This window comes from Salmonella sp. SSDFZ54 (genome assembly GCF_004010735.1).
Lineage (GTDB): Bacteria > Pseudomonadota > Gammaproteobacteria > Enterobacterales > Enterobacteriaceae > Salmonella > Salmonella enterica.
The window spans coordinates 4,283,171-4,295,498 of the sequence record NZ_CP034819.1; the positions used below are offsets into that span (position 1 = coordinate 4,283,171).

Below are 12,328 nucleotides of genomic sequence, written 5' to 3' on the forward strand. Positions count from 1 at the left end.
TTTATTGTGTTAACAGCGCCTTGATTTCTTGTTTTAATGCGTCGTCGTTGATGCCTGTCAGCAGGGCGGCGCCGTTGAGCGTCGGGATGCCATAGTCACTGTGCGTACGCATGGACGTTACGATGAGATCCATACCGTTACAGTTCAACGGGATCTCATTCAGACAACATTGCGCCGTGGTTGCCGCAATGCCTTGCTCCGCAAGAAAGTCCTGCAGTTTTTGTGCAATCATGGTTGATGTCGACATGCCGGTACCACATGCCACAAGGATCTTCTTCATCATGGTCGTGCCTCTTGTGTAGCGCCTGTTTCAGGCTCAATGGGAAACTGTTCTGGCGACATATTGGCCAGCGCAGTCAGTAAACGGATACAATCAGCCAGGTCGCGCAGGCTGGCGACTTCGGCTGGCGAGTGGGTATAGCGGCAGGGAATAGAAAGACTGGCGCAGGGAATACCGTCCAGTTCAACCTGAATGTAGCCGGTTTCGGTGATGACGCCTGGCGCGACTTCTCGCTGTACGGGAATATTATTTTCGTGCGCGGTGGTCTCCAGCATCCGCAGCAAACGCGGCGGCGTAATCAGTCCCGCCAACGTACCGCGTCCGTGATAGTTCAGACAGGTGATGCCGACGCCGTGGTTGACCCGCACATCTGAGTAATCCTGCAGGTCAGGCGTGTCGCAGGATGGGGTGATATCAATACCAATCGCCAGGTCGGGGCGCACGCGTCGTAAAACGGGAATAATGCCGCGAATATTGAACTCTTCCTGTACCGACGCGACCAGGAATACCGCGATATCGAGCGGTGTGGAGGCGAGGGCCTCGGCGACGCCCAGTAGCGCCGTACACCCCAGCCTGTCATCCAGCGCCTTACTGCATACCAGGTCGTTGCCCAGACAGTGCGGCGGGTTGTAAAGGGTTACTGGCGTCCCCACCTGAATACCCATTCGTTCGGCATCCGCTTTATCTTTTGCGCCGATATCAATCCAGAGTTTATCGAGAGCGGGTGGCTGGGTGCGCTCGTCACCCTTCGCGAAGTGATATGCTTTAATACCGATACAGCCCATGATATCGCCTGAACGTCCGGCAAGCGTCACAATCGAACCGGGCATAGTAATTTGCGCCGGGCCGCCCACGCGTTCAAAACGTAAAAAACCGGAGGGTTCGATCTTGCGTACCATAAAACCCACTTCATCCATATGCGCAAAAATCATCAGGCGAAGCGCGTCGGATTTATCGCTGCCATAACGGGCGACAACATTGCCTAGGCGATCCCGCCAGACGTCTTTGGCCTGCTGTTCAAACGCGTGCTGCATAACGTTTGCAATACTGCTTTCATGTCCTGAAATCCCGTTTAGCCGCAGTAAAGAAAAAAGCGTTTCCTGCACAGAAAAGGTCATTGGCGTCTCCGTGGTGATAAAACAATCAGTCGTTGAGCGTTTTATAGGCGGAGAATGGTTGGATAAGTGTGAAATGTGTCACGCGGAAATACGCTAAATATGGCCAATAAAAAATAATGTGATGGCGATACAATAAAAACGCTCATATCACCTGCGGGTTATCGGTAAACCAGGCTATTTATGTGATCACGACCAACAACGAAGAAGGGCAACGCGATGGTGGAAATTATTCCTGTTAGCACGACGCTGGAACTGAGAGCGGCAGATGAAAGTCATGTTCCGGCGCTGCACCAACTGGTACTCAAAAACAAAGCGTGGCTACAACAGTCGCTCGACTGGCCGCAATATGTCACGTCGCAGGAGGAAACGCGTAAGCATGTGCAGGGTAATATGCTGTTGCACCAGCGTGGTTACGCCAAAATGTACCTGATTTTCTGCCAGAATGAGATGGCGGGCGTACTCTCATTTAATGCCATCGAACCGATAAACAAAGCCGCCTATATCGGTTACTGGCTGGATGAGTCCCTCCAGGGACAAGGGATAATGTCGCAATCATTACAGGCGCTGATGACACATTATGCCCGGCGCGGCGATATTCGGCGCTTCGTCATTAAATGCCGCGTTGATAATCAGGCCAGTAATGCGGTCGCACGGCGCAACCATTTTACGCTGGAGGGCTGTATGAAGCAGGCGGAGTATCTTAACGGCGACTATCACGACGTTAATATGTATGCCCGCATTATTGATGCGGATTAAAGGGAACCGACTAAGGGGGTACGCGTAATACGATCCTCGCCATTGATCACTTTTGGGCCGCGCAGGTGAATAGTATTGCCGTCAAAGGCTATCACCGCCGCCCGTCCGCTAATCTCGACCTGGTGCTCAATCAGAATTTCGCCCTGTATACAGGCATGGCCTTCAATCAGCACGCGGTCGTCCAGTAAAATCGGGCCTCCGCGTACCTCAGCATGTCCGCCTACCAGCACATGATGTTTTAACACACAGTTGCCTTCGATTAACGCATGTTCCGCTACCTGCGAGCTGTAGCGAAGGGTAGGGATAGCATCTTCCTCTGTGCCGGCGATAACCCGCGCATGGCCATAGACTTTGGCGCAGTCACAGATCCAGACATTATTGTCTTTGTTGCCTTCGATGAGCGCGAAATCAAAGACCTCCGCCCGGTGCTCAATAAAAGCGTGAGTGATAGTGGCGTCGCCATAAAGCTGTACCTGATGGACAATCCGCGAATGGTTCACGGTGGCGCGATCGTAAATTTGTAAAATCTGCGCATGTTCATGCGTTAGTCCCTGAACGGCGAGAATTTCTGACTGGTTTAACACGCGGGCATCGCCATAAATCGCACACTCTCCGCGCACGGAAGAGGACTGAATGGTGACGTTGTCACTTATCCGCGCGCCATCGCTGATATCAGCGCGATCAATCCAGACGTTATCGCCTATTCGCACGTTATTGTAGAGCGTGCACGGCTGCGTGATACGCGCGTTACCCGTAATTTCCGTGCCCGCAAAGGCCATCGCGTTTTCATCATAAATCCAGCAATCCCCCTGTTGTGACAGCACATTATCGGCATCAACCCAGCCGCCGGAGGTTCCGGCTTTAATATCGTTAAAATCCGTTACGGCAATAACTTGTCGTAATAAGACGCTTTTCTTCTCACCGTCTACCTGATAAGTAAAAGCACGAGGTTCCTCACTCAGTCGATATTTGATCATAGGGAAATTCCGTGTGAACGATTAAGATAACCGTAGCAAAGGTACTGGCGAAACAACCAGAAATTCCATAAAATGCATTTCAAATATACTTTATAAATTAAACAAAATGCGTAATCACAAGCAGAGCGATCGCGTGCTCAATCTGCCTGCGGGCTATTTTGGCATCGTCCTTGGCACTATCGGTATGGGATTCGCCTGGCGTTATGCCAGCCAGATATGGGCAATAAGCCACTGGCCCGGAGACATCATGGTGATCCTGGCGATGATTATTTGGGCACTCTTGACCCTGGCGTTCCTTAGCCGTCTGGTGCGCTTTCCCCATAGCGTGATGGCTGAAGTGCGACATCCGGTAATGAGCAGTTTTGTCAGCCTGTTTCCCGCCACCACGATGCTGGTCGCGATCGGTTTCGTTCCCTGGTATCGCCCGTTGGCCGTTGCGCTATTCAGCGTGGGGGTCGTCATACAACTGGCGTATGCCGCCTGGCAGACGGCGGGACTTTGGCGCGGAGCGCATCCGGAAGAAGCGACAACCCCAGGACTTTATCTGCCCACGGTAGCGAATAATTTTATCAGCGCTATGGCCTGTGGAGCGCTCGGTTACAATGATGCCGGACTGGTGTTTTTAGGCGCAGGCGTCTTTTCGTGGTTAAGTCTGGAGCCGGTTATTTTGCAGCGACTGCGTAGCTGCGGCGAATTACCGGCGGTGCTGCGTACGTCGCTGGGTATCCAACTGGCGCCTGCTCTGGTCGCCTGTAGCGCCTGGCTGAGCGTCAATGGCGGGGAGGGCGACACGCTGGCGAAAATGCTATTCGGCTACGGTCTGTTACAACTTTTATTTATGCTGCGATTAATGCCCTGGTATTTATCACAACCGTTTAATGCTTCCTTCTGGAGTTTTTCGTTCGGCGTTTCCGCGCTGGCGACCACTGGGTTACATCTTGGTCACGGTAGTGAATCAGGGCTTTTCCATATTCTGGCCGTCCCGCTGTTTATTTTCACTAACGCTATTATCGCCTTATTGCTGGTTCGTACATTTCTATTGCTGGTGCAGGGGACGTTGCTTATTCGCACTGAGCGCGCTGCACTGTTGAAAACGGAGGAAAAAAATGACCGTTCGTGACGAAAATTACTTTACTGAGAAATACGGATTAACCCGCACGCATTCGGATGTGCTGGCGGCGGCAAAGGTTGTCGCGCCAGGCCGAACGCTGGATTTGGGATGTGGCAATGGTCGCAATAGTCTGTATCTGGCCGCGAACGGTTATGACGTTACCGCGTGGGATAAAAATCCGGCCAGTATGGCTAACCTTGAGCGTATTAAAGCGGCAGAGGGGCTGGATAATCTGCAAACCGACATTGTCGATCTGAATACACTGACCTTTGACGGCGAGTACGATTTTATTCTCTCGACGGTGGTTATGATGTTTCTTGAGGCGCAAACCATTCCCGGTTTAATTGCCAATATGCAACGCTGCACAAAAACCGGCGGGTATAATTTGATTGTTGCGGCAATGGATACGCCGGACTTTCCCTGTACGGTGGGATTCCCGTTCGCTTTTAAAGAAGGCGAATTACGCCGCTATTACGAAGGATGGGACATGCTGAAATACAACGAAGATGTCGGCGAGCTTCACCGCACGGACGAAAACGGCAACCGTATCAAACTGCGCTTTGCTACGATGCTGGCGAGAAAAACGGCCTGAGCGATGCAAGTTCTGTAAGTCTCGCAGCGTTCGGCATTTTTTTGTCGGGCGCCGCGTTCAAATTGTGCTGTCGTTACCATTTTTAGTGCATCCAGAATGATTTCGTTTTGCTATTATTTCCTTTGCATCATTGCGAAGACTAAAGGGATCGTTTCATGCGTACTCATACTTTATTTAAAGTTGCAGTGCTTACTGGCTTGCTGGCGTTATCCGGCTGTGCGTCCAAAGTCACACAGCCGGATAAGTATTCTGGATTCTTAAAAAATTATTCGGACCTGCAGGAAACTACCTCCGCCACGGGGAAACCGGTGTTGCGCTGGGTAGATCCACATTTCAATGACTCTAACTATGACAGTATTGTTTACAATCCGATAACATACTATCCCGTCCCCAAACCAACGACCCAGGTCGGGCAGCAAGTTCTTGATAAACTGCTGGCTTATACGAACACTAAAGTAAAATCAGCAATTGAACAGCGCAAACCGCTGGTCTCGACGCCAGGGCCGCGCAGTTTGATTTTCCGCGGGGCGATTACGGGCGTGGATACCAGCAAAGAAGGGCTGCAATTCTATGAGGTAATCCCTGTAGCGCTGATTGTGGCGGGCACGCAAATGGCGACGGGCCACCGGACCATGGATACCCACCTCTATTTTGAAGGTGAGCTGATAGATGCCGCGACCAACAAGCCGGTCGTCAAGGTAGTACGCCAGGGTGAAGGTAAAGACCTGAGCAATTCCAGTACGCCAATGGCGTTTGAGACGTTGAAACAGGTCGTGGATGATATGGCGACGGATACCTCTATGTTTGACGTTAACAAAAAATAATTCTGCGGCGCCATCGCAAGATGGCGCAAACCCCGGCAGATTAGCGGTCACCATCAGCCAGACAACGATGGGCGGCGCGTTCTCGTTAATACAGCGTAGCCTATCCCGCCAGCGATCAACCCCCAGAATGCCGATCCGATGCCCATCAGCGTTAGCCCGCTGGCGGTGACGAGAAATGCGATAACTGCCGCGTCACGCTCACTTTCGTGAGTAAGCGCCTGATACAGGCTACCGCTAATCGTACTTAACAATGCCAGACCAGCCAGCATTTGCACCCAGCTAACCGGCAGGGCGACCATCAGCGCGGTTATCGAACCGCCAAACCACCCGGCAAGTAAATAAAAAACGCCTGCGGCGGCGGCCGCTAACCAGCGACGCGTTGGATCGGGGTGCGCGTCCGGGCTTTGACAAATGGCGGCTGTAATGGCGGCAATGCAGATAGAATAAACGCCAAATGGCGAAAGCAGCAGCGCCAGCAACCCGGTAAAAATCATTAACGGAGAGACAGGAAGCTGATAGCCAGATGCCTTCATTGTGGCGACGCCGGGGGCGTTTTGCGATGCCATCGTCACCAGGAAGAGCGGTACCGCGACGCTCAGGCTTTGAGCGAATGAAAAGTGGGGGGGAACGAAGGTGGGCCACACCGGCGCGAAATGAATACCGCTCATCGCCACCTTACCCTGGATGAGCGCCACCGTTATTCCCATTACCATGGCAGCAATAACGGCATAGCGGGGCGCGAATACTTTAAAGAGTAGCCACGCCAATAGCATACCGCCGCACATGACAAACTCTCCGTTGAGCGTCCCGAACGCCTGCAGGCCGAAGCGTAGCAGTATTCCCGCCAGCATTGCGGCGGCAAGAGAATGGGGGATTATCCGCATCAAACGCGCAAACAATCCCGTGACGCCGCACAGCACAATCAGGGCATTGGCGACAATGAATATGCCCACGGCGTCTGGCAACGATAATCCCTGAAGCCCTGTTACCAACAGAGCGGCGCCAGGCGTTGACCAGGCGGTTAAAACCGGCGCACGATACCACAAGGTTAACGTTAGTGTGCTTATGCCCATGGCTATACCGAGGGCGGTCATCCAGCCGGCGATCTCTGCGGGTGTTGCGCCAGCGGCAAGCGCCGCCTGCCAGATAATGGCGGCGGAACTTGCATAGCCGACCAGAACGGCGACCAGACCAGATAATACAGTAGGTAACGGCAGTGATAACAGACGCATGATCGCCTCTTGTGCGTTATAACGGTCAGTCAATGTAGCATTGTGCGTTATAGCGTACAAGTGATACGCTATGGTCTTACAGGGGGGGAAAATGGATAACCTGACACACTATCTGGCGACCACGTTAAGAACGTTACGCCATCAGCGAGGCTGGAGTTTATCGCGTCTGGCGGAGATCTCCGGCGTCTCAAAAGCCATGTTGGGGCAGATAGAGCGTAATGAATCCAGTCCGACAGTCGCAACGCTGTGGAAAATTGCGACGGGCCTGAACGTTCCATTCTCAGTGTTTATTTCGCCGCCGCAGGCCGAATTTCCTCCGACCTTCGATCCCCAGCAGCAAGCGATGGTAATCACACCGTTGTTTCCATGGGATCCAGAACTCTGTTTTGACTATTTTTCCCTATTGCTGGCGCCTGGCGCGTGCAGCGAATCAGCGCCGCATAAAGCCGGCGTTATCGAACATGTGGTGGTGATTCAGGGTCGGCTGGACATGTGTACTGGTGGGGTATGGCAAACCATAGACGCCGGTAAAGGTTTGCGTTTTGCCGGCGATACGGCGCATACCTATCGCAACAGTAGTGACCAGACGGTTCATTTTCACTCGCTGATCCATTACCCGCGTGATTAAGCGGGAAAACTATTTCGTTAGTTTGCGCTTCTGACTACAATAGCCGCCATTTCGCTGCTATTGGATAAGAAAGACTGTATGCGCCAGCAACCTCACTATCTCGAATTGTTAAGTCCGGCCCGTGACGCCGCAATTGCTCGCGAAGCGATTTTGCATGGCGCAGATGCAGTCTACATCGGCGGACCCGGTTTTGGCGCACGTCATAACGCCAGTAACAGTCTGCGCGATATCGCCGATCTGGTCCCGTTTGCTCACCGTTACGGCGCCAGGATTTTTGTCACGCTGAATACTATTCTGCATGATGATGAGCTGGAGCCCGCGCAGCGGTTAATCACCGATTTGTACAACACCGGGGTGGATGCGCTGATTGTGCAGGATATGGGCATTCTGGAACTGGATATCCCGCCGATTGAGCTTCACGCCAGTACACAGTGTGATATTCGCAGCGTGGAAAAAGCGAAGTTTCTTGCCGATGTCGGTTTTTCACAGATTGTACTGGCGCGCGAGCTTAATTTGAGTCAGATAGCGGCTATTCATCAGGCTACTGACGCCACGATTGAGTTCTTCATTCATGGCGCGCTGTGTGTCGCTTATTCTGGGCAGTGTTATATCTCTCATGCGCAAACCGGGCGCAGCGCCAATCGGGGCGACTGTTCGCAAGCCTGTCGCTTACCGTATACGTTAAAAGACGATCAGGGGCGGGTGGTCTCTTACGAAAAACATTTGCTATCGATGAAAGATAACGACCAAACGGCTAACCTCGGCGCGTTGATCGATGCAGGCGTACGTTCCTTCAAGATTGAAGGGCGCTACAAAGACATGAGCTATGTCAAAAACATCACCGCGCATTATCGTCAGATGCTGGACGCGATTATCGAGCAACGTGGCGATCTGGCGCGTGCGTCGGTTGGTCGGACCGAGCATTTTTTTGTTCCCTCCACGGAGAAAACCTTCCATCGCGGCAGCACCGACTATTTTGTTAACGCGCGTAAAGGTGATATTGGCGCATTTGATTCACCAAAATTTATTGGCTTGCCGGTAGGCGAGGTGCTGAATGTGGCGAAGGATTATCTCGACGTAGAAGCTACGGAGCCGTTGGCGAATGGCGATGGTCTGAACGTGTTGATTAAGCGTGAAGTGGTGGGTTTTCGCGCCAATACGGTGGAGAAAACCGGTCATAACCGCTACCGCGTTTGGCCAAATGATATGCCTGCCGACCTGCATAAAGTCCGTCCGCATCATCCGTTGAATCGTAATCTGGATCATAACTGGCAGCAAGCGCTGACAAAAACCTCCAGTGAGCGCCGTGTGGCGGTTGATATCATGCTGGGCGGCTGGCAGGAACAGCTTATTCTGACGCTGACCAGTGAAGACGGTGTCTGCATCACGCATACGCTTGACGGGGTATTTGAGGAAGCCAATAACTCTGAAAAAGCGTTGAATAACCTAAAAGCCGGACTGGCGAAGCTGGGACAGACGCCTTACTACGCGCGTGATATGCAGGTGACATTACCGGCGGCGTTGTTCGTGCCAAATAGCCTGCTCAATCAGTTCCGTCGGGAGGCGATTGATATGCTTGACGCGGCGCGGCTGGCTCATTATCAACGAGGTCGTCGGAAACCCGTGGCGCAGCCTGCGCCGGTCTATCCGCAAACGCATCTCAGCTTTCTCGCTAATGTCTACAACCACAAAGCGCGGGAATTTTATCACCGTTACGGCGTACAATTGATTGATGCGGCCTATGAGGCGCATCAGGAGAAGGGCGAGGTACCGGTCATGATCACCAAACACTGCCTGCGTTTTGCGTTCAACCTTTGTCCAAAGCAGGCGAAAGGAAATATTAAGAGCTGGAAAGCCACGCCGATGCAGTTGGTGCATGGCGATGAGGTACTGACGCTAAAATTTGACTGCCGCCCTTGCGAAATGCATGTCATTGGCAAAATTAAAAACCACATTTTAAAAATGCCCCAGCCCGGCAGCGTTGTCGCTTCAGTGAGCCCTGAAGCGCTGATGAAAACGCTGCCGAAGCGCAGGGGCGTTTAATTAACGAAAATAGCTCTCTGGTTTGCGCGATTTCTGCCAGTTGTGGTGCTCGCGCAAGCCTTCCGCGGATTCTTCCGCTGCCGCCCGTAATTCATCACTGTCGGCTTCGTGTCTAAGCTGGTGCCCTCCCGTCGCAAACCATACGAATGCGTGGTCTTGCTGTTTCGCCAGTAACTGGCCTGAAAACAGCGCACAGGTCAGTAAAACTACTGATAACGTTTTTGTAAACATCATGCCACCTTCCAGTTACGTCGTAAGGCTATGATGCCAATAATTTCTTTGAGTTATTATTCAACACTTCAAATTAGCGAAAACGGTTTGTCAATAAGTGCGATAAGTTGTATGAGAAAATATACTTATACTCAGTATCTCAATTATAAAAATAACGAGCCAATTCGCTCCATGCGAAATTCATTATTTCCTGGAAGTATATTTTAAAGTTATTCTATTCGATGGTTTTGGTATTGCCAGGGGATTGTAAACCATACTATTTATGGTGTGGTCAACTCTGGTGATGAGCCTCATTTTTTGTTGTTTCAACGAGTGAAGATAAATCTTCAGAAAAAAGGCTGTTATGAACTTGTAACGCTACATATTCAACAAGGTCGTTTAAACATAGCAGGCCATGAGAGGAACTTTCCTCAAGCATATTCATTAATATCTCATTCTTAAACAAACATGAATAAACTAGTTGAGTAACTGAGCTTTGTGTATGATTTGCATGAAATGTTGCATTCTTTAAGTTAGTATTCTCAATAACCTTTGCGGCTATTTTGTTTTTAATAGCGTCGTCAATAGGTGGTACACCTGCCTGGGCGATGCCCAGATTAATCCTGGAGGAGATGGCGGCTTTTCTTTCCTGTTCCTTCCAGTCACATAAATTACCCTTTTCTGCCATGTCGATAAGCGTCTCTTTTATATTTTTTAGGTCGACGGGAAATGTTATACCGCCGGATAGCGAGAGTAGTAACCGCTCAGGGAACAAGCAACATAGCTCTTCACAAACATAAGTGCTAGCTTTTATATTAATATCAGAATATCTTTTCAGGTGGGCAGACTGAGTATCAACACAGAGTACTGTTCTATTCATTATCTCATAATAGTAGTGATCCTGGCGTATCACAATGCATAACGGAATATCTTCGCCATCTTTAATGCAGAGATTTGTATATTGATACTCAGCATCTTTATAGTGCTGAAAATGGAAATTTCCTCTGCATGACGGTGATGATAATTCATATAACTTGCAAAATAAATCAAATAAACGTTGCGCGTCAGGCGGAGAGGCAACATCACATAATTCCTTTATATATTGATCGGCAGCAGATCTTCGCGTGCTACAGAAAAAATCTTTAATCTTTTCCCATAGTAACGTAAAGAAGGAGCGTTGAGAGATGGCACTTTGAGAAAACATCTCACTTTTTAAAAATCCTCTCCCGATAGTAATTGGCATAATGTAGACCACAAGTGATTATATGAGACTTCATTACTGGAATAGGTGGTATTCGAAATATTATACCATGTTGCCCATCGATTTGCTTATCAGTGAAATACCTGATTTTTGCTTTGTCCTGAACCGTCAACATTATTGTTAATATCGACCCGTAGCTTTAGTCATGCCCACGTCTCCTGGCCATGAAGTATGTCAGGTAAAACGAATGAAAGTAAAATGGTTTTCTTAATTCTCACATCATCATGTACCATGAGTAATGATTAATTACGCGCTATATTATTTTTAGAGAAAGTAAATAGTTGCTCAACCGTGTAGAAATTGTCTTATAAGAAGTTAAACTAAAAGTATTATTAGGCTAACAACAATGAGATATTTAGCGGCAGGGCAGAAGGCCAATACTGATAGCACTTATGATATAAATACCTTACTCTTTAGTTTTTGTCTTAATTATATTTGTTGTAACGATTAGCTGACGGGTTTATTTCCAGTTGGGTGATAAGACTATAAAAACCTGCGAGGAGGCTCAAAATGAAGAAATCAGATGGTGAAATTCACGAAAAGACAGCATCCTGGGGCATTTTGCAGTCAGAATGGCTAAGGAAATGTGGACGGCTATTATTGCTGTTACTTTACCGTTTCGTTATCGGATGGGCTTTTTTTCAGTTACTTGCCATGATCGTGGCAGGGATATTTTTGTTAGGCATCTTATTATTTCATCCCATAATATTTGTACAGACTATCGCAATTACTGAGAAGTTAAATCATGCTTCGCTTGATTTATGGCATATCCTTAAGTTATGCCTATGGCATTACGGTATCATCGCAGGGTTTATTTTTATGGCGGAGTGTACGTTAAGTAAAAGTATACGGCAGGTTCAGCGCTTGTCCAAAAAATTTGGGGCACAGGATTTTTCTTCACGCCCGTGATCCGCCGCTGCAACCTGCGGTCTTACTGAATAATGGCTATGACCAGCAGACCGAATTATCTCGGTTCGAGGGGGATTCTATGTGTTTGCACAACTGCAGTGAATCGTAATTTCAGTGCATTATCGCCGACAATCGACGTGTTCCTCACTAATTGCCTTCCTGACTATATAGTGGTCTTATCTTTGGCGAAACAATGTTATTTAGTTATGGAAGGCGACAACAACTGTACTACTGATTATCAAATGACCTTTCTGGTCAGGTAGACTCGCCTTTGTGAAAACACATCGTTATCTGTGCTCCTGAGACTCACTCCCTTGCCGCCTTTACGCAACTCGAATTATTTTGGGTATAGAACAGGAGGCGCAGTGGTCGTATAAGCAAAATATA

14 protein-coding genes are annotated in these 12,328 nt (G+C 49.6%); 8 read left to right on the plus strand and 6 right to left on the minus strand.

Going from position 1 to position 12,328, the window contains the following annotated elements:
- Window position 1: 1 nt before the first annotated feature.
- Both sgcB and EOS97_RS21275 read right to left on the minus strand, forming a co-directional pair.
- Complete coding sequence (gene sgcB / locus EOS97_RS21270; protein ID WP_000976132.1) at window positions 2–283, minus strand: PTS sugar transporter subunit IIB SgcB; 282 nt, start codon at window positions 281–283, stop codon at window positions 2–4.
- A complete protein-coding gene (locus EOS97_RS21275; RefSeq protein ID WP_000144623.1) occupies window positions 280–1,398 on the minus strand; it encodes a M42 family metallopeptidase in 1,119 nt (372 codons plus the stop codon). The genes sgcB and EOS97_RS21275 overlap by 4 nt, the downstream gene beginning before the upstream one ends.
- A gap of 216 nt (window positions 1,399–1,614) precedes the next feature.
- Between EOS97_RS21275 and rimL the strand changes: the two genes are divergently transcribed.
- Window positions 1,615–2,154 (plus strand): 50S ribosomal protein L7/L12-serine acetyltransferase, encoded by a 540-nt coding sequence (rimL, locus tag EOS97_RS21280; protein WP_000229311.1) that lies wholly within the window; start codon window positions 1,615–1,617, stop codon window positions 2,152–2,154.
- Here rimL and ydcK read toward each other — a convergent pair.
- Window positions 2,151–3,131 (minus strand): YdcK family protein, encoded by a 981-nt coding sequence (gene ydcK, locus EOS97_RS21285; RefSeq protein WP_000599081.1) that lies wholly within the window; start codon window positions 3,129–3,131, stop codon window positions 2,151–2,153. The genes rimL and ydcK overlap by 4 nt on opposite strands.
- A 106-nt stretch (window positions 3,132–3,237) precedes the next feature.
- Between ydcK and tehA the strand changes: the two genes are divergently transcribed.
- The 3 genes from tehA to EOS97_RS21300 all read left to right on the plus strand — a co-directional run bounded on the left by tehA (window position 3,238) and on the right by EOS97_RS21300 (window position 5,658).
- On the plus strand, window positions 3,238–4,251 hold the full coding sequence (gene tehA, locus EOS97_RS21290; protein WP_001243996.1) for a dicarboxylate transporter/tellurite-resistance protein TehA: 1,014 nt from the start codon (window positions 3,238–3,240) through the stop codon (window positions 4,249–4,251).
- A complete protein-coding gene (gene tehB, locus EOS97_RS21295; RefSeq protein ID WP_000218277.1) occupies window positions 4,238–4,834 on the plus strand; it encodes a tellurite resistance methyltransferase TehB in 597 nt (198 codons plus the stop codon). The genes tehA and tehB overlap by 14 nt, the downstream gene beginning before the upstream one ends.
- Before the next feature lie 155 nt (window positions 4,835–4,989).
- The gene (locus tag EOS97_RS21300; RefSeq protein ID WP_001259023.1) at window positions 4,990–5,658 is read left to right on the plus strand and encodes a DUF3313 domain-containing protein; all 669 of its coding nucleotides are present in this window, start codon (window positions 4,990–4,992) and stop codon (window positions 5,656–5,658) included.
- 53 nt (window positions 5,659–5,711) lie between these two features.
- Here the strand turns inward: EOS97_RS21300 and EOS97_RS21305 are convergent, their stop codons facing one another.
- Entirely contained in the window at window positions 5,712–6,890 is a 1,179-nt protein-coding gene (locus EOS97_RS21305; RefSeq protein WP_001238501.1) for a benzoate/H(+) symporter BenE family transporter, read from the minus strand.
- 91 nt (window positions 6,891–6,981) lie between these two features.
- Between EOS97_RS21305 and EOS97_RS21310 the strand changes: the two genes are divergently transcribed.
- Window positions 6,982–7,518 (plus strand): helix-turn-helix domain-containing protein, encoded by a 537-nt coding sequence (locus EOS97_RS21310; protein ID WP_023165920.1) that lies wholly within the window; start codon window positions 6,982–6,984, stop codon window positions 7,516–7,518.
- A 78-nt stretch (window positions 7,519–7,596) separates the two neighbouring features.
- Window positions 7,597–9,561 (plus strand): U32 family peptidase, encoded by a 1,965-nt coding sequence (locus EOS97_RS21315; RefSeq protein ID WP_001249753.1) that lies wholly within the window; start codon window positions 7,597–7,599, stop codon window positions 9,559–9,561.
- On the opposite strand, the gene EOS97_RS21320 is transcribed toward EOS97_RS21315, so the two are convergent.
- Window positions 9,562–9,792 (minus strand): YncJ family protein, encoded by a 231-nt coding sequence (locus EOS97_RS21320; RefSeq protein ID WP_001537894.1) that lies wholly within the window; start codon window positions 9,790–9,792, stop codon window positions 9,562–9,564.
- Window positions 9,793–10,063: 271 nt separating this feature from the next.
- Window positions 10,064–11,014, minus strand: coding sequence for an SPI-2 type III secretion system effector SifB (gene sifB, locus EOS97_RS21325; protein WP_001122938.1), 951 nt, complete (start codon window positions 11,012–11,014; stop codon window positions 10,064–10,066).
- Between the two features lie 528 nt (window positions 11,015–11,542).
- On the opposite strand from sifB, the gene EOS97_RS21330 reads away from it, so the two are divergent.
- Window positions 11,543–11,941, plus strand: a complete 399-nt coding sequence (locus EOS97_RS21330) for a hypothetical protein (protein WP_000747895.1) — start codon at window positions 11,543–11,545, stop codon at window positions 11,939–11,941.
- 32 nt (window positions 11,942–11,973) lie between these two features.
- On the plus strand, window positions 11,974–12,204 hold the full coding sequence (locus EOS97_RS21335; protein ID WP_001597849.1) for a hypothetical protein: 231 nt from the start codon (window positions 11,974–11,976) through the stop codon (window positions 12,202–12,204).
- Window positions 12,205–12,328 lie beyond the last annotated feature (124 nt).